12 protein-coding genes are annotated in these 18076 nt (G+C 56.4%); 8 read left to right on the forward strand and 4 right to left on the reverse strand.

The features are described from left to right. Positions 1–150: 150 nt before the first annotated feature. Positions 151–1647 carry an NAD-dependent succinate-semialdehyde dehydrogenase gene (locus CXF87_RS16825; protein ID WP_008956291.1) on the reverse strand — a complete coding sequence of 499 codons (1497 nt, stop codon included), beginning with the start codon at positions 1645–1647 and terminating at the stop codon, positions 151–153. A 384-nt stretch (positions 1648–2031) separates the two neighbouring features. Here CXF87_RS16825 and CXF87_RS16830 point away from each other — a divergent pair, with 384 nt between their 5' ends. Beyond that, positions 2032–3261, forward strand: a complete 1230-nt coding sequence (locus CXF87_RS16830) for a GGDEF domain-containing protein (protein WP_101147453.1) — start codon at positions 2032–2034, stop codon at positions 3259–3261. A gap of 8 nt (positions 3262–3269) precedes the next feature. Here the strand turns inward: CXF87_RS16830 and CXF87_RS16835 are convergent, their stop codons facing one another. Genes CXF87_RS16835 through doeA form a run of 3 tightly spaced genes read right to left on the reverse strand, consistent with a single transcriptional unit; the run spans position 3270 to position 6005 of the window. Next, complete coding sequence (locus CXF87_RS16835; RefSeq protein WP_008956062.1) at positions 3270–3740, reverse strand: Lrp/AsnC family transcriptional regulator; 471 nt, start codon at positions 3738–3740, stop codon at positions 3270–3272. A gap of 8 nt (positions 3741–3748) precedes the next feature. After that, positions 3749–4780 (reverse strand): N(2)-acetyl-L-2,4-diaminobutanoate deacetylase DoeB, encoded by a 1032-nt coding sequence (doeB, locus tag CXF87_RS16840; RefSeq protein WP_101147454.1) that lies wholly within the window; start codon positions 4778–4780, stop codon positions 3749–3751. 25 nt (positions 4781–4805) lie between these two features. Then, positions 4806–6005 carry an ectoine hydrolase DoeA gene (gene doeA / locus CXF87_RS16845; RefSeq protein ID WP_101147455.1) on the reverse strand — a complete coding sequence of 400 codons (1200 nt, stop codon included), beginning with the start codon at positions 6003–6005 and terminating at the stop codon, positions 4806–4808. Between the two features lie 304 nt (positions 6006–6309). On the opposite strand from doeA, the gene CXF87_RS16850 reads away from it, so the two are divergent. The 7 genes from CXF87_RS16850 to treY all read left to right on the forward strand — a co-directional run bounded on the left by CXF87_RS16850 (position 6310) and on the right by treY (position 18047). Beyond that, a complete protein-coding gene (locus CXF87_RS16850; protein WP_101147456.1) occupies positions 6310–7245 on the forward strand; it encodes a 2-hydroxyacid dehydrogenase in 936 nt (311 codons plus the stop codon). A gap of 90 nt (positions 7246–7335) precedes the next feature. Further along, the gene (locus CXF87_RS16855) at positions 7336–8055 is read left to right on the forward strand and encodes a hypothetical protein (protein ID WP_101147457.1); all 720 of its coding nucleotides are present in this window, start codon (positions 7336–7338) and stop codon (positions 8053–8055) included. Next, positions 8056–8988 carry a lysine exporter LysO family protein gene (locus CXF87_RS16860; RefSeq protein WP_101147458.1) on the forward strand — a complete coding sequence of 311 codons (933 nt, stop codon included), beginning with the start codon at positions 8056–8058 and terminating at the stop codon, positions 8986–8988. Between the two features lie 543 nt (positions 8989–9531). After that, positions 9532–11211: a glycogen synthase GlgA gene (gene glgA / locus CXF87_RS16865; protein ID WP_101147459.1), complete on the forward strand. Its 1680-nt coding sequence runs from the start codon at positions 9532–9534 to the stop codon at positions 11209–11211. A gap of 56 nt (positions 11212–11267) precedes the next feature. After that, positions 11268–13100 carry a malto-oligosyltrehalose trehalohydrolase gene (treZ, locus tag CXF87_RS16870; RefSeq protein ID WP_101147460.1) on the forward strand — a complete coding sequence of 611 codons (1833 nt, stop codon included), beginning with the start codon at positions 11268–11270 and terminating at the stop codon, positions 13098–13100. Continuing rightward, on the forward strand, positions 13097–15238 hold the full coding sequence (gene malQ, locus CXF87_RS16875) for a 4-alpha-glucanotransferase (protein WP_101147461.1): 2142 nt from the start codon (positions 13097–13099) through the stop codon (positions 15236–15238). The genes treZ and malQ overlap by 4 nt, the downstream gene beginning before the upstream one ends. Further along, entirely contained in the window at positions 15231–18047 is a 2817-nt protein-coding gene (gene treY / locus CXF87_RS16880; RefSeq protein ID WP_101147462.1) for a malto-oligosyltrehalose synthase, read from the forward strand. Before malQ ends, treY begins: the two co-directional genes overlap by 8 nt. Positions 18048–18076: the final 29 nt, after the last annotated feature.

An 18076-nucleotide genomic window follows, 5' to 3' on the forward strand; every position in this document is an offset into this window, starting at 1 on the left:
CGTTCTCTCTTATCTATAAAGGACGTATCGCCCGACAAGTCTGGCTCCTACAAAACCGGCTCTGGATGGCCGCTGTAGGCACCTAATTGTTTGAGCGATTAACGTTTTAATTCTGCTTATCGCCCGACACTCCGGGCGATAATGTGGATGTTAGCTACCAGAAACTGATCCCAGCGCGCCCAGGCAGTAATACTTCGTTTCCAGATATTCATCGATACCCGTGGCGCCACCTTCACGGCCAAGGCCGGACTGCTTCACGCCGCCAAAGGGTACCGGCGGGCCGGTCATTTTGACGGAGTTAACGCTGACCATGCCGTATTCCAGTGCGCGCATCAGCTTCCAGATACGGCGGATATCGTGGGTGTAGATGTACGCGGCCAGGCCGTACTCGGTGTCGTTGGCCATTTCGATCACTTCGTCATCGGTGCTGTAAGCGGTAATCCCGGCTACCGGAGCGAAGTTCTCTTCCCGCCATACCTTCATTTTTGGCGTTACGCCGGTCAGCATCACCGGCATAAAGAAGTTCTCACCGGGCGCCTGGCTTTGGTCTCCGCCAATCATCTTGGCGCCTTTGGAAATGGCGTCATCGACAATCGCGGCGGCTTTTTCCACCGCCTGACGGTGAATCAGCGGGCCCAGGTCAATTTCACCCTGAAGGCCATTCCCCACGGTGAGTGCCGCCATGCGCTCGGCGAACTGCTCGACGAACTCATCATGAATGGATTCGTGTACCAAAATTCGGTTGGCGGCTAGGCAGTCCTGCCCGGCGGTTTGGAACTTGGCATCGACTGCTGCGTAGGCGGCCTGCTTCGGGTCCATATCCGGCCCAACGATAAACGGCGCGTTGCCACCCAACTCCAAAGAGAGTCGCTTAACGGTATTAGCGCTCTGCTCGATCAGCAAGCGGCCCACGCGGGTGGAGCCGGTGAAGGAGAGCGCACGAATACGCGACTCGCCGCAAAGAATTTTTGAGACTTCCGCCGGGTCGCCCAGCACGACGTTGAAAATCCCTGCCGGAATCCCTGCCCGCTCGGCAAGCTCCGCCAGCGCCAGCGCCGAGAACGGCGTTTCGTTGGCAGGCTTCACAATCACCGGGCAACCCGCTGCCAGTGCTGCGGCGGCCTTGCGGGTGATCATCGCCAGCGGAAAGTTCCACGGGGTAATCATCGCGGCAATGCCGACCGGCTCTTTAATGGTGCCGAGTGACGCATTCGGGATATGACTGGGAATAGTTTCGCCGTAGGTACGCTTGCCCTCTTCCGCGAACCAGCGCACGAAGCTGGCACCGTACTCGACTTCACCGCGAGCATCGGGCAGTGGCTTGCCCTGCTCCAGCGTCATGATGGTGGCGAGGTCTTCACGGTTGGCTTGAATCAGGTCGTACCAAGCCAGCAAACGCTCGCAGCGTTCATCAGCGCGCAGTGCCCGCCAGTGTACAAACGCCGCTTCTGCTGCATCCACAGCGGCAGTGATCTGCTCGGCTTCCAGCAATGGGATATGGCCAATGGCTTCATTGGTGGCGGGGTCATACACCGCTTCTTCGCGACCGCCTTCCCCATGGGTCCATTTACCGTTCACGTAGGCGTACTGCCGGAACAGACGCGGATCTTCCAGGCGCTTGGCAAGCGTGGTCGATAGTGTGGTCATGGAAACCTCCCTCAAATGCAGTCTGGCTAACCGAGCGCTGCAATAACTGTGTGGCATTGTCAGCAAGCGCTCATTAGCCTTGCCATCGAATGCACATAGGTTAACGGAGAGGCGCCACGAAGTGTTTTTGAAAACCGAGGTTTATCACGCGACTTTTTTTGTCAGAGGGCATTTGGCAGTTCTTTTTTTTGGTGCAGCATTCATTTAACGCTTTGAGACGACAGCGCGACTCAGACAGACAAAATTAAACAATTGTTGCGAATAAATATTTCAGCCCCACACAGGTAATTTCTCGGTTAAGCTTGGTTTCTCTTTATTAAAATTAGCTATCAAGCTATAGCGATGTGATTAAGGCATTGTTTGAAGAACTTTGAGAGGGTGTCCGTGTTTCGACTTTCTTATTACCAGCAGCTCTCACAATGTATCGGCACCATGTCGGTACGTCATAAGTACGATATAGACCGCCACGATGTGCGGCTGCGGTCACTGCATTTGCACACTTTACTGCTGGCACTGTTCTATTTTTCTTACACGTTGGTCGATATTTTCTTGCTACCCGATGTCGCTATCCGCTCGGTGTTACTGCGCGCCCTCATCGTTGGCCCACCCACTATCATGCTCTTTGCCTATTACAAGCGCCCTGTTTCTATACGCCGAAAAGAGCTGGCGGCCGTGTTGGTGGTATGCCTTGCTACCGTGGCGTGGTGTGCCGTCCTGCTTGGCTCCGAGAACCCGCAAGTGTTGGGGTATTTTTACGCGGGCCTGGTGTTTCTTATGGTGCTGACCATTGTTCTCATGCCGCCTTTTGAATACAGCTTCTACGGCTCACTGTTTGTATTCGCATGCTTGTATGCCACGATAGGTTTTTTAGCTGGGGCCGACAGCGGCTATGTAGCGAACCATTTGGCGCTTAGTGTCCCCGTGCTGGTATTAACGTTATTAGCCAATTACCGTTTTTGCGCAGAATCACTGCGGCTCTACTTGGAAAACGTGAGCGTCGAAACGCTGCGCGAAGAGTTAGCCGCACGCAATGCCGAGCTTGAAAAAATTTCCCATGTGGATCCGTTAACAGGGCTTGCCAATCGCCGGGCCCTTGACCGTCATGCCGCTGAGCTTCAACAACAACCCCCCAGGCAAAGCTACCTGGCGGTCATTATTGTCGATGTGGACTATTTCAAAACCTTTAACGACTACTATGGCCACTCCGAAGGGGATCGCTGTCTGCGCGCCGTTGCCAGCGCGATTCGCACCGCCTGCGACGCGGATGATGTAGTGTGCCGTTTTGGCGGCGAAGAGTTCCTTATTTTACGTTCAGAATATAGTCCAAGACCACGATGCGCTCTTGCTCTTGCGGAAAACATTCGCCATCAAGTCGCCAATTTGGCTATTCCCCACCAGACTACTCAGGAGGGTAAAGTAACCGTCAGCGTGGGGGTCTGTACCGGGCCATTCGACCCTGAAGCAGAACTCGAAAGCTTGATAAAAGCGGCCGATATTGCGCTTTATGAAGCCAAACGCGAGGGGCGCAACCGGGTGCGCTTCGGCTCATATGCGACGGGTAGCGCCCTTCCTCAGTGTCCGGTTTATCTCTTTAATGCAGTTAACGCGAAGTAGCTTGCCGCCTAAACCTCGGTATCAATACCGATCGGCACACGCTTGACGGTTTTGGTGACGATATAGGTGAAGTAGCGCTCGATACCGGCTTCGGACACCAGCCACTTATCCATCAGGCGCTGGTAGCTATCGATCGTACGCGCTTCAAACTTCACCAGATAATCGACGCCGCCCCCCACTGCCACGCACTCGGTGACTTCGGGAGTTTGCATCACTAAGGCCTCAAAACGAGAGAAGCTTTCGGCATTGTGTTGCTTAAGTTCGATCTGCACCCAGACGGGATTGCGCGGCACCAGCACGTCTGCATTGATACGTGCGGTGTAGCCTTCGATAACACCGGCCTTTTCCAGGCGTTTTACCCGCTCCCAGCAGGGGCTGACCGAGAGGTTGATCGCCTCGGCCAGCTTCGATTTAGTGATCCGCCCATCGCGGGAGAGGATATCGAGGATTTTCAGATCGTAACGGTCAAGTTTCATCATGCCGGGGGTTACGCCTCCAGGCGTTCGACAACATCGGCAATCACCGCCAGGGTGTCCCCCATATTGATGAGCGAGGGCGCACGGCGGGCCATTAAGATGCCATCGCGCTCGGCTTTGTAGGCCACTGGTGCAGTGCCACTGCGCGTCATGTCATACACATAGGCAATCGTCTGGCCTTTTTTCACCTCGTCGCCCAGCGCCACCAGCAGCTCCAACACGCCGGAGTGCTGACTCTGCACATAGCAGCTAGCGTCGGGCATATCGAGATACATCTGCCCGCCTGCGGGCATTTCGACTTCGCCTTTGACTAGCCCGTAGTGAATCAGGAAATTGCGCACGCCGCGTTCGGCAATGGCGATACTTAAGGGAGTCGACGTGCCGCCGCCGCCAAGCTCTGTGGCCACAAACACTTTGCCCTGGCGCTCGCAGGCGGTATCGAAGAGCTTTTCCGCATCCAGCTCAAACATCACCATGGCGTAGGGGGCGCCGAACGCTTTGGCACCTTCCAGAGCGGACTGCTGCTGCGCTTTGTCATCCAGTACGTGAGACGCACCAAACGGCAGAATATCCAGCGTACGGCCGCCAGAGTGCAGATCAAGCACCACATCACTCATCGGCACCAGCACGCGGGTAAAGTAGTCGGCAATCTGCGGCGTGACGCTGCCATTGGGGTCGCCGGGAAAGCTGCGGTTGAGGTTACCCTTATCCATCGGCGAGGTGCGCTTGCCCGCCATAACGGCTGGGGTGTTCATGCATGGGACGATAATCACCCGCCCTGTTACGTCTTCTGCTTTAAGCGTCGAAGAGAGCTTCAGCAGCGAGGTGATGCCTTCGTACTCATCGCCGTGGTTGCCGCCGGTCAGCAGCGCCGTGGGGCCGTCGCCGTTCTTGACCACGGTCACCGGAATCATCACCGCGCCCCAGGCGGATTCGTCAGTGGAGATGGGCAGTTTTAAAAAGCCGTGTTGCACGCCATCGGCATCAAAATCAACGGTGGCGGAAATGGGGCTTGGCCGCAATTGGTTCGCTTGATCGGTCATTGGATATTCCTTTTTTTACAAACCACTACTTAACAAACAGCTGGCGCGGAAAATTGGCCAGGGTTTCGCAGCCATCTTCGGTAATCAAGATGCTTTCGGTAATTTCCAAGCCCCAGTTTTCTTCCCAGAGCCCCGGCATAAAGTGAAACGTCATGCCCGGCTCCAGAATAGTGTCATCGGAGGGGCGCAGACTCATGGTGCGCTCGCCCCAGTCAGGGGGGTAAGAAAGCCCGATGGAATAGCCGCAGCGGGCACCGCCACGGTCAAAGCCATATTTATCCATCGCGGCACCCAGCGCCATGGCGATGTCTGCTGTGCGATTACCGGGCTTAGCGACCGCTAAGCCATTTTCAATGCCTTCCAACAGGGCCGATTCCGCGCGGATAAAATCGACCGGAGGCGTACCCAAATACACCGTGCGCGACATCGGCGCATGGTAGCGCTTAAACACGCCGGCAATTTCAAAGAAAGTACCCTCGCCTTTGCGAAACGGCGTGTCGTCCCAGGTCAGGTGCGGTGCGGCGGCGTCTTTACCGGTGGGCAACATGGGCACAATGGCGGGATAGTCACCGCCAAATACTTTGCCGTTCTCATCCACAAAGCCTTCAATGCCAACGCGGTAAATTTCCGACACCAGCTTGCTCTTCGGCAGGCCAGGTTCGATCACTTCCAAGATACGCGTATGCATGCCTTCCACGATTTTGGCGGCAATACGCATATAGGCCACTTCCTGGGGCGACTTGATCGCACGACACCAATTGACCAGCGCATTGGCATCCATAAAGCGTGCATGGGGCAGCTCTTTCAGCAGGCTCAGGTAGGCCTTGGCGGAGAAGTAGTAGTTATCCATCTCCATACCCACGACACCCAAGTGCCAGCCGCGATCAGGCATGATCGACTGCGCCAGATACTCCATCGGGTGCATATCCGGATTTTGCACATAGTAATCCGGGTAGTAGGTAATGTTGTCGGGATCAATCCAGCAGGTGCGCAGGGCACCGTTGGCATCCATGCGCCGCCCGAACCATACCGGCTCGCCTTCGAGGCCCACCAGGACACACTGATGCACATAAAACGACCAACCGTCGTAACCGGTTAGCCAAGCCATATTGGAAGGGTCACTGACGATTAATACGTCAATGCCACGACTGGCCATTTCAGCACGCACTTTCCACAGGCGGGTAGCATATTCTTCGCGTGTGAAAGGTAGGGAAACCTGAGTCATCGGGCAACTCGCCATTAAGGATCACCAAGAACCAACGTGCTGCCTACTGTTAGGCACACAACGCTGGGCCACAGGATCGACCTGGCCACCACCGATCAGGCGTCGGGGTTGCATCTGCTGTGGTTGCAGCAGGCCCGCCAATGTCGTCTTAAGGCGATACTAGCACCGACCCTCGGTTAGCGGTCAAAGGCTTTATGACAAAAAGTGCATAGAACATCATTATTTAGGCTGAGCGAGCTTGCAACAGTCCCCATCGCTCACCATGATAACGGCAGTGAAGACACTTTTATCGAGAGGAGGCGGGATGAAAATTATTGTCCATATTGACGAAGCTGCACAGTGGCAGGAGGCGCTTTCACAGGCACTGCCCCAAGCCACAGTGCTAACTAGCGAAGCACCCGCGGAGGAGCGCAAACAGGCTGACTACCTCGCCATTTGGAAAGCGCCTGCGCATTTGCTGCAAGAACAGACTCAACTAAAAGGGATTATCAACTTAGGCGCCGGGGTGGATTACCTGCTGAAAACGCCAGGGCTGCCTAGCGATGTACCGATTGTGAAGTTACGCGATGCGGGCATGGGCGAGTTAATGGCCGATTACGCCCTGTATGGTGTGCTGCATTTTTACCGCAGCATGGACCGTTACCGGGAACAGCAGCAAAGCGCCACCTGGCAACCACAGGCCGTGGTAGAGAAATCGCAGTGGCCGGTGGGTGTACTAGGCCTGGGGGCGATAGGTGGTTTTGTGGCCAGCGCTTTGCAGCAAGCTGGTTTTCCGGTGCTGGGCTGGAGCCGCTCGCCCAAGCAAATTAGCGGCGTACACTGTTTTCACGGCGATGACGGGCTAACCGAACTGCTAGGACAGGTGCAAAGCTTAGTCACTATTTTGCCTGACACGGAAGCGACCAAACACATTCTTAACACCGAGCGTCTTGCCCAATTACCCAAAGGCGCCAGCGTGATCAACCCAGGCCGGGGCAGCTTGATTGATGAACAGGCATTGCTGGATGCGTTGGGCAGTGCTGACCAGCCGGGCCACTTGCGAGGGGCACTACTGGATGTCTTTCAGGAGGAACCGCTGCCGACAAACAGTCCGCTATGGCAGCATCCCAATGTGGTCGTTACACCGCATATGGCGGCGCCTACGCCGCTGAATGATGCCATCGACCAGGTAATTTCCTACTTACATGCCTTTGAATCAGGTGAAAAACTCTCCACCGTCAACCCGGACGCGGGCTACTGAAGCCCTCCTCCACCGCGGTTATACTAGCGCGCTGGGAACCAAGCGCTGGCTAAAGGCTCTTAGGAAGACACCATTTTTGGAGGGACGGCCTTGGTCAATGTTTTCGCACGACAGCCTAGCCGCATGCTTGCGGGGATAGGGTTGAGTCTTGCCGCTTTCTGGTTGAGCGGCATGGCGTTAGCAGCAGACACACTCAAAGACCCACGCCCCTTTGAGGCCCAATACCGGCTTGAAGTGCGCGGCTGGCCTGGGGCCACCATCACCCACCGGCTCACTAACGAAGGTAGCCACTGGTTAAGCGACATGCGTTTTTCCATTACCGTGGCACGCGGCCAGGAATTCAGCCGTTTTGCTGTCAACGGCGATGAGACCCAGGCGCTGCTCTTTAATAGCAGCTACTCAGTGCTAGGCGTCGGTGATAGCTATGAATTAAACGAAAACGATATTCCCAGCTTAGATCGGCAAACGGCGCTGTTTGATTTATCGCGCCGGGCGGGGCATGAAAACTGCATCGAGAGCGCTCCCTGCGAGATTGAGTTTGTTGATCAAAAGGGGCGTGATGAGCACTTTCAGTATTATGTTACAGAAAAAAATACCAACGCCCCTGACACCATTAGCGTCCCTGCCGGTGAGTTTGAAGCGCTGCAGGTATCCTTGATTGATATAGAGAAACCTGACCGCCTGCTGCAACTTCACTTTCACCCCGACTGGCCCGGCTTGATTCTGTCTGCGGTGTACCAAAAAGAGGGCAGCCGCGAAACGCAGCTGACGTTAACCAACTTCAACCCAGACGGGGGCACGACGCCCTAAATGTTTTCAGGCTTATTGATTGTTTTGTTACCGCTGGTTCTTGGCTACTTGGTACCGGTGCATGCCACCCGCATTCAGCAGTTAATAAACCGAGCCGTTAGCGGCTCGGTTTATTTGATTTTACTGTTCATGGGCATCAGTTTGGCGGGGCTAGAAAACCTAGCTAGCCAATTTTCACGCTTAGGTGGCAACGCCCTACTGCTATTTAGCATTACCACCGCCTTTAACCTAGCAGCGCTTTGGTGGTTATCATGCCGTTTGCCCCTTAAGGCAGGCAACTCGCCGGTGGTAAAGAATGCACCCACCAGTAAATTGGCCGCCATGCAGGGCTCGCTGTTGCTCGTTGCTGTGGTGGCGGGCGGCGTTATCGTCGGCCTGCTGGCAGGGCCTCTTGTGGGCGAAGGGCTTTTCAGCACCGCCGATTTACTCGCCGAATGGGTGCTTTACCTACTATTGGCACTGATTGGCTGCCAGCTGCGCAACTCAGGTATGCCTCTTAGACAAATCCTGCTTAACCGTATGGGGCTGATGATTGCAGTCACCCTAGCAATCAGCTCATTACTGGCGGGCCTGGTTGCCGCACCGCTGCTTTCACTTAGCTGGAACGAAGGGTTGGCGATGGCCTCGGGCTTCGGCTGGTATTCGCTGTCCGCTATCTTGATTGGTGATCAGTTAGGCCCACTAATGGGTGGCGTGGCGTTTTTCAACGACCTCACCCGCGAGCTGCTGGCGTTTATCCTGATTCCGCTGGTGATCCATCGCCATACCGCGTTGGCGATTGGCTACGGCGGGGCGACCTCCATGGATTTCACCTTGCCCGTCATTCAGCAACATGGCGGCGTGGCCTGCGTCCCTATCGCCGTGGTCAGCGGGTTTATTCTTTCGCTGCTATCCCCCCCGCTGATCCTGTTTTTTCTTTCGCTATCGGCTTAAATGCTACGGGCCATGCTTTTTTTCGCAATGGCCCTCGCCCCCTGCCCTAAGCGATTAATAAGCAAGCCAAAGTTATTATTTACTTTTGTTAAAAACACAGCCCAGCTCGCTAAAGACAAAGGGAAATTCAACAAACAAAAATAGAAAAAACCCTCTTATCTTTTATTAAACTTTAAACATAACCCTTTAAAGCCAAAGAATTTAACGAACTTAACCGCTCTTCCATTGTGCCTCTTTAGCTCTTCCAATACTTATTTAACACGCTTATTGATGTAGGTTATGGTCGCCCCCCATTTAGCTAACCTATGATTTCTCAACTATAGTTTTTAAGTAGCGCCTGTTCTTAAGTAGCGACTTCCGATACAACGCCTAGAGGCATGGTAGCCGAGGGTAAGGAAAGGAAGTCATTAAGGAGTAATGAGCTAGGTAGTTAAATACTCGATAGTTAAATATTAGATAGTTAAATACGGCCTGACTTAAGGCCATCTAGTTAAAAGCTATCAATTAAACAGTGTTGACCATGGTAATCCAGGGAGGTAGAACATGGGCGATGTGGCTTTGAGTGAGGTTGCTAACATTAAAAGCATGCCGGACGAGAGCATGGTAGAAAATGACGAACAAGAGGGGCCTAGACTGAAAGAGGTTCCTTTTACCTATAACCAATTAATCCCCCGGCACCATTTAAATCAAACTGTTACCGATCGCCGTTATGGCATTATAGATCGAAGCCATAACGATAAACTCGACTCTCCACAGCGCATTCTATTTGTTACCACTGAAATTACCGATTTCGTTAAGGTCGGCGGTCTGGGCGATGTCTCCTCGGCACTTCCCCGCGCACTGGCAGCGCATCACGATGTACGGGTATTAATCCCCGCTTATCGGGAAATGGTTCAGTCCAACTATGACATTGTAACTGTTGGCCATTTGCCTTCTTTTGCGGGATTGCCAGCGTGTGATATTGGCCAGCTAACCTGCCGCGATGGGCTGATCGTTTATGTACTGCTCTGCCCAGAGCTTTATGAACGTGAAGGCACTCCCTATGGCACCGGCTCTAGCGGTTATGGCGATGGTCAAGATGAAGGCTGGAAAGATAATGATATCCGCTTTGCTCGCCTGTCACGGGCAGCTGCCGATATCGCCTTGGGCAAGGCAAATCTCGATTGGCAGCCCCAGTTATTGCACCTCAACGATTGGGCCTGTGGCTTGGCACCGGCGTATTTGCACTGGCAAGGCCAAGGGCAACCCATCCCGACTGTTTTTACCATTCATAATCTGGCTTACCAGGGCGTGTTTGATGCCTCGCGCCTTGAGGTGCTCGGCATTCCTGACGAGGCGTTTCATATTGATGGCGTCGAATACTATGGCGACATTTCCTTTATGAAAGCGGGAATCGTCTATGCTTCGCAAGTGACCACCGTTAGTGCGACCTATGCCCAGGAGATCACGACACCGAAATTCGGCTGTGGGCTCGACGGGCTACTTCGTTGCAAAGACGAACAAGGTTGCTTGAGCGGCATCCCCAATGGCATTGACGATTCCTGGGACCCACGCACCGATAGCCTTTTGATCCAAGCGTTCTCCTCTAACGATTGGCGCGGTAAGCGTGCCAATGCTGATTATGTGCGTCGTCACTTTGGGCTAACCCCCAGTCAAGGCCCCTTGTTTGCGGTGATATCACGCATGGTGCATCAGAAAGGCCTGGATCTGACCATCGAGGCCGCGAAGGCCATTGTCCATGCGGGCGGCCAAATCGTTTTTATGGGCTGCGGCGAACACCATGTCGAGGAAGCTTTACGTAAGCTGGCCATTCGTTTTCCTGGCGCTATCGCCGCTTACATCGGTTTCGACGAGTATCAGGCTCGCTGCCTTTTCGCGGGAAGTGATTTTCTGTTGATGCCATCACGCTTCGAGCCATGCGGGCTAAGCCAGATGTATGCCCAGCGGTTCGGCTCCCTGCCGATTGCTCACCGCACCGGCGGCCTGGCCGATACGATTGAGGACGGCGTGACCGGTTTTTTGTTCGACGACATGCAGTTCGGCAGCTACATGCATGCCATTCAGCGCGCCTTTGCCGTGTACCGCTCAACCGATCTGTTCAATGCCATGCGCGGCGCTGCGATGGCGGGACGCTACCACTGGAAGCAGTCAATCGTCCCCTACAGCAAGCTGTACCTGCAGGCCCTTGAGCAGGCAGGTAATGAGGCGACTCTGGTTCAGTAACAAGGTCCTGGTGAGAACGCCCCTGTGAAAGCGACTGGTGAAAGAGGTGGCAAGCGATGTTTGAAAGGCCTCAACTGCAAAAGAATAACTTTCAACCTGTCTTCGGCGCGCAGATCGTCAAGGAAGGTTTAACTCGGTTCGTGCTCTGGGCGCCAGGCGCTCGCCGGGTCGATGTAGAGGTTGAAGGACTGCCCAGTGTCACCATGGACCAGGCCGATGACGGCCGCGCAACGGCCGAAGTGGCTTGTGAGCACGGTGCTCGCTACCGCTACCGAGTGTTCGACGATGAGAACGATGAGCAGGGCAGCCTCGTACCCGACCCTGCCGCCCGTGCCCAGGCCGGTGATATCGACGGCCCCAGTGTGGTGATCGACCCCAACCACTACCAGTGGAAAAACACCGATTGGCAGGGGCGCCCGTGGCACGAAACCGTGCTTTACGAACTGCATGTCGGCACCCTGGGTGGCTTTAAAGGCGTGCGCCAACACCTGCCCTACCTGGCCGAACTGGGTGTCACTGCCATTGAGTTGATGCCGGTCTCGGAATTTCCCGGTGCGCGTAACTGGGGCTACGACGGCGTGCTGCCCTACGCGGTGGAAGCCTCCTACGGCAGCCCTGATGACATGAAAGCACTGATCGACGAGGCCCACTCCTACGGTCTGATGGTGTTTCTTGATGTGGTCTACAACCACTTCGGCCCCGACGGCAACTATTTGGCCAACTACGCTGGCGCCTTCTTCCGTGAGGATTTGGTCACGCCCTGGGGGCCCTCCATCGACTTTCGCCAACCAATGGTACGCCGTTACTTCATCGATAACGCCTTGATGTGGCTAGAGGAGTACCACCTGGATGGCTTGCGCTTCGATGCTGTCCACGCCATTAGCGAGCAGGATTTCCTGGTCGAGTTGGCCGAAACAATACGCAACCGAATAGCCCCCGAGCGGCATATTCATCTGGTGCTAGAGAACGAAGGCAATACCGCCAGCCTGCTCAACCAACAGCAGTTTACCGCTCAATGGAATGACGACTGGCACAACGTGATGCATGTCTTGCTGACCGGCGAGCAGGAAGGCTATTACAGCGATTTTGTCGATAACGCTACGCCCCGGCTGGCCCGCTGCCTCAGTGAAGGCTTTATATTTCAGGGCCATACATCGCGTCATGGACATTCCCGCGGAGAGCCCAGCGCCCATCTGCCGCCGACAGCTTTCGTCGCGTTTCTCCAGAACCATGATCAGACCGGCAACCGCGCCCTCGGCGAGCGGTTAAATGTACTCACTGATGCCGATTCGTTGGCAGCCGCTGAGGTTTTACTGCTGCTGTCACCCATGATCCCGCTGCTGTTCATGGGCGAAGAGTGGGGCTCCACCCGGCCCTTTCTATTCTTCACCGAACATCATGAGGAGCTCGCTCAAGCGGTTCGCGAAGGGCGGCGGGCAGAGTTTGCCGACTTTTGCGCTTTTCTTGACAAAAAGAGCCGCGAACGCATACCCGACCCTAATGCGCTGACCACCTTCGAAGCCTCCATCCCCGACTTCGCCGCGAGGGAAACCTCTCCCTTTGCCGCCTGCTTGCAGCGCTATCGCACGCTATTAGCACTGCGCCACCAGCATATTGTGCCGCGCCTGCCTGGCGCGGAAGCACTGGGGGCAAAAGTACTCGGCGACAAGGCCGTACTGGCCCGCTGGCAAATGAATGACGACACCCAACTAGTGATAGCACTCAATCTTGGGCAGCAGGCAGCCACCACGCCGGGATTGGGAGTAGGTCAGCTGCTTTATGAAACCACCGAAGGGGCCGCAAAGGCCGCCGAGAGCGGCCGGATGCCAGCCCGCACTGCGGCTGCCTGGTTGCGTCACAACCCCGGTGACGAGGAGGTCAGTGCATGAAAGCGCCGTTGAAGGAACTCGCCGAAGCGGCCGGTTTACTGCTGGAGTGGGAAAATAGCGACGGCGAGCCCTGCCAATTGTCTGAGCAGGCTCAGCGTAACCTACTGGAAGTACTCGGCTATTCAACGGCGAGTGAGTCCGCCATAGAGGAAGGCTTGCAACGCCTGAAACGTCTCCATGCACCGGCAAGCCCTGCAGAATGGCCACCGCTGCTTACCGCCGACTGTGACACACCGATCACGCTGCCCTCGCCGTTGCCTCCCGGCACCGCGTTTACATTGCAGCTTGAGCAGGGCGGTTCTAAACAAGGTTACCTCGACGATAATGGTGCGGTGCCCAGCGTTACCGAGATCGGCTATCACCAGTTGCAGATAGCCGATACCGAACTGACCCTGGCCGTCGCGCCACACCAGTGTTATTCGCTTAGTGACGCCAGCGGTGAGACCACACCACGGCTATGGGGCTTGGCAGCGCAGCTTTACGCCTTGCGGCGCCCCGGTGACGGCGGTATTGGCGACACCTTGGCGCTGGAACAGTGCGTTTTGCATGCCGCCGAGCAAGGCGCGGATGCCCTGGCGATTAGCCCGACCCATGCCATGTTCAGCGCCGACCCTGAGCGCTACAGCCCCTACTCCCCCTCCACCCGCCTATTCTATAACGTGCTTTACAGCGCTGCGGAAACCCTGCTGGGCGACGCCAGTGTTCATGACGCCCAGGCCCGTAATGGGCTGCAAGCTGAGCTGCGACGTCTGGAAGCCGATGACTACCTTGACTGGCCCGAGGCATCACGCGCCAAGCTCTCCTGGCTACGTTATCTCTACGATGACTTCATGGTGCGTGAAGATGATGAAGCACAAGCCCTACACCGAGAGATGCAGGCATTTCGACGTGCGGGTGGCGCCTTGCTGGAAAATCATTGCCGCTTCGAAGCACTGCAAAGAGAATTCGGCCCCGGCGACTGGCGAGAATGGCCCGCGGAGCTACGCGACCCCGCTAGCCCTAAACTCGCTCACTTCGCCGAAACCCGCTCCGATGAAATAGGTTTTCATGCTTTCTTGCAGTGGATAACCGCCGAGGGACTATCCCGTGCCCAGCGCGTCGCCCGTGAGAGTGGTATGGCGATTGGGTTGATCGCTGATCTGGCAGTGGGGGCAGATGCTGGAGGCAGCCAAACCTGGAGCCGCCCGACGGATATGCTGGAAGGCGTCTCAATCGGCGCCCCACCCGACCTGTTTAATGCCCATGGACAGGACTGGGGGCTTGCCGCTTTTTCTCCCGATGGCCTAAAGCGTTCAGGCTTTCGTAGTTTTATCGACATGCTGCGCAGTGCCTTCGCCCATGCCGGCGGGGTGCGGATCGATCATATCCTTGGCTTGTTGCGATTATGGCTCATCCCTCGTGGCGCATCGCCCACTGAAGGCGGTTATCTCCAATACCCGCTAGATGACATGCTGCGCCTAGTGGCGCTGGAGTCCTGGCGACACCGCGGCATCGTGATTGGTGAAGATCTGGGCACCGTCGCCCCCGGCTTTCGAGAACGCCTTACCGCACGCGGCATATTAGGCATGCAGGTGCTGTGGTTCGAGCAGGACGAGGCGCATAACTTCCTTGCCGCCAGCGATTGGAACCCACATGCCATGGCAACCTCCTCAACCCATGACCTGCCCACCGTGGCGGGCTGGTGGGCGGGGCGCGATATTGAATGGCGCAGCCGCCTGGGGCTACTCAAGGAAACGCAAAGTGCTGAAAGCGAACAGCTAGCCAGGCGCAAGGAACGGGCCAAACTCGCCACTACGCTGGGCTTACTGGGTGTAAAGCCGACGACCGAGACACTAGAAGCAGCCGATATACCCGCCTCGCAGGTACTCGATGCGTGTGCGCGCCACTTAGCTGCCACGCCCGCGCCGTTACTCCTGCTCCCAGTTGAAGACGCCCTGGGGCTTGAGGAGCAAGCCAACTTACCAAACACGGTGGATGAGCACCCTAATTGGCGTCGGCGCTGGGCATCCGATGCCAACGATTTACTGACATCGGATGAGGTTCGTCAACGGCTCGTGGCGCTGACACGTGCGCGCAAAGCCACCTCCTCTAGCAAACCATCACGATCCGCCCTATTTGGGAAATCGACTCATGAATGAAATCCTCGCGACTGTGCGGTTGCAGTTTCACCGCGACTTTACCCTAGAGGATGCCGAACACTGGGTAGACTATTACGCCAGCCTGGGTATTAGTCATATTTATGCCTCACCTCTACAGGCATCACGTGCCGGTTCGCCCCATGGTTACGATGGCATCGACCCAACACGCATCGACCCTGATTTAGGCGGTGAGGCGGCGCTGGAGCGCCTAGTATCGCGGCTTCGCTCGCGTGGCATGGGGCTAATCCTGGATATTGTCCCCAACCACCTAGCGGTGGGGGGCTCCCAAAACCGCTGGTGGCAGGATGTGCTGACCTGGGGGAAAGATAGCCCCTATGCCGACTTCTTCGATATTGACTGGCACGCTGCTGATATTAATAACGCCGCCCTCTCGCTTGCCGGAAAGCTGCTAGTGCCGTTCTTGGGTGATCCTTATGCCGAAACCCTGCATTCCGGTGAATTAGAACTGAGCTACGACGCCGATAAGGCGGGCTTCCATGTGGATTATCACGAGCACCGTTTCCCCATCGATCCTCGTCATTACGGCGACATACTACGCTTTGCTGAGCACAACGTGCTGCACGAACAGGCGGCCTTTTTCGATGCCCTGCAGCAACGCGAAGACGCCTATACCGCTGCTGACGAGGCGCGTTACCAGCTAAGCAAAGTGATGGAATCCCCCGCTGCCCGGCAGTCGCTCGACGCTGTTCTGCCCCTGTTTGACGGTGCAAACCCCAACGGTGCCATTCGCCTGCATAACTTACTTGAACGCCAGCATTACCGCCTGGCGTGGTGGCGCACCGCCTCTGATGAGATCAACTGGCGGCGCTTCTTCGATGTCACCGAACTGGGCGGGCTACGCGTTGAAGTGCCGGAAGTGTTCGAGGCCGTTCATGCCCTGCCGTTACGTTTGGTCGAAGCGGGCTGGGTAGACGGCTTACGGGTCGATCACGTTGATGGGCTTGCCGACCCACGCGGCTATTGCCTAACGCTGCGCCAGCGCCTGGATACCTTGCAAGCCAAGCGACCGAGCGATGTGCCTCGCCAAGTCGCTCTCTATGTAGAAAAGATTTTGGGTGATGGCGAAACGCTGCATAACGACTGGGGCGTGGACGGCACCAGCGGTTATGAGTTTATGAACGAGGTCTCAGGCATACAGCACGACCCGGCCAGCGCCGCACCACTGCGCACGCTTTGGCAGGAAATCAGTGGCCGAGACGTTGATTTTTTAGCTGAGGTACGGCTGGCCAGGCGCGAGATACTGACCTCATTATTGGCCAGCGAATTCAATGCCTGTGCTAACGCTTTACATGCCGTTGCCCGCACCCGGCTGGCCAGCCGGGATATTACCCTGGCGGCCATCAGCCGGGCGCTGGAAGCCTTAATCGTTCACTTCCCTATCTATCGCAGCTATGCCGATGAGGCCGGACGCCCCGAGGCCGATGCGCCCTTCTTCGCTCAGGCGATGCGAGGGGCTCGGCAAGCGCTGAATCCGCCAGATGTGGCAGTGCTCGACGCGTTAGAGCGCTGGCTGGGCGGCGAAGCGCCTGGCGACATCGATAAGGATGACGAGCGCCGACTGCGCCAGCGCGCCATCGTGCGCTTTCAGCAGCTCACCTCACCGGTGGCGGCGAAGGCGGTGGAAGATACCGCCGGGTATCGCAGCGCCGTGTTGATCTCACGCAACGATGTGGGTTTTGATGGCGAGCACTTCAGCCATTCTCCCAGGCACTTTCACGAGGCGAATGCCTTTCGTGCCCGCCAGTTCCCCCGCTCCATGGTGACCACCGCCACTCACGACCACAAACGTGGCGAAGATGTTCGCGCACGGCTGGCAGCGCTCAGTGAACACGCCACCTACTTTGCTACGCAAGTGGAGCATTGGCGGCGGTTAGCGGCACCGCTACGACGCTCACTGCCCGATGGGATCGCCCCATCACCGGGCGATGAACTGATTCTCTATCAGGTGCTACTAGGGGCGTGGGCGCCAACGCTTGACCCGCTGGACAACGACGCGATGCAAATGTTTACCCAGCGGATCGCTCAGTGGCAGCAAAAAGCCCTGCGCGAAGCCAAGTTACGCAGCCATTGGCTATGGCCAGATGATACTTATGAGTCCGCTTCACAAGCGTTCCTTGAGGACTTACTGACCACACCGCCCCTGCGCGATTCCATTGCAGCGGCGGCACGCACTATTGATCTACCTGGCGCCCTCAATGGCCTCGTACAAACGGTACTGCGCCTGACCGTTCCCGGCGTGCCTGACCTCTACCAAGGTGGCGAATTCTGGGATTACAGCTTGGTCGATCCTGATAATCGCCGACCCGTCGACCATGCCGCGCGTCAAGCGGCGCTTGAAGCGGCCCTAACGCCTACAGAGGCACTGTTAACGTGGCGGGATGGACGGATAAAGCAAGCGCTCATCGCCCGGTTGCTGACGCTGCGCCATCGTCATCCGCGGCTATTTACCCACGGTGATTATCATCCTCTCTCGGCAACTGGTGAGCAGGCCGACCACGTGATGGCATTTACCCGGCGTTACGCTGGCTACCGATTGTTGGTGGTAGTACCCCGGCTGACGACAGCGCTACTAGGCAACGCTGAGCTACCGCATATTCCCCCGACGCACTGGGGAGATACTTTGCTACAGCCAGATGCTGGCGTTTGGCAGGGGATTTTGACCGAGTCTTCTCTGGAGATAGGCGACCACGGACTTCCTATCGCCTCCTTGCTGGCGGAACTCCCCATCGGTGTCTATCTGCGTAACAACGACACGGAGAGCAGCGGCGCTTGGGTTACTTCTAGATGACTTCCACACCCTGTCACATCGAAAACGAG

Origin of the sequence: Halomonas sp. MES3-P3E (assembly GCF_002836035.1) — a bacterium.
In the GTDB taxonomy this organism is placed as follows: Bacteria; Pseudomonadota; Gammaproteobacteria; order Pseudomonadales; family Halomonadaceae; genus Vreelandella; species Vreelandella arctica.

Excerpts from the sequence above, each read along its gene's own strand:
- CXF87_RS16835 (WP_008956062.1), bottom strand. The coding sequence starts at position 3,740 with ATGATGAAACTTGACCGTTACGATCTGAAAATCCTCGATATCCTCTCC.
- CXF87_RS16825 (WP_008956291.1), bottom strand. The coding sequence starts at position 1,647 with ATGACCACACTATCGACCACGCTTGCCAAGCGCCTGGAAGATCCGCGT.
- malQ (WP_101147461.1), top strand. The coding sequence starts at position 13,097 with ATGAAAGCGCCGTTGAAGGAACTCGCCGAAGCGGCCGGTTTACTGCTG.
- treZ (WP_101147460.1), top strand. The coding sequence starts at position 11,268 with ATGTTTGAAAGGCCTCAACTGCAAAAGAATAACTTTCAACCTGTCTTC.
- glgA (WP_101147459.1), top strand. The coding sequence starts at position 9,532 with ATGGGCGATGTGGCTTTGAGTGAGGTTGCTAACATTAAAAGCATGCCG.
- doeA (WP_101147455.1), bottom strand. The coding sequence starts at position 6,005 with ATGACTCAGGTTTCCCTACCTTTCACACGCGAAGAATATGCTACCCGC.
- CXF87_RS16850 (WP_101147456.1), top strand. The coding sequence starts at position 6,310 with ATGAAAATTATTGTCCATATTGACGAAGCTGCACAGTGGCAGGAGGCG.
- CXF87_RS16860 (WP_101147458.1), top strand. The coding sequence starts at position 8,056 with ATGTTTTCAGGCTTATTGATTGTTTTGTTACCGCTGGTTCTTGGCTAC.
- treY (WP_101147462.1), top strand. The coding sequence starts at position 15,231 with ATGAATGAAATCCTCGCGACTGTGCGGTTGCAGTTTCACCGCGACTTT.
- doeB (WP_101147454.1), bottom strand. The coding sequence starts at position 4,780 with ATGACCGATCAAGCGAACCAATTGCGGCCAAGCCCCATTTCCGCCACC.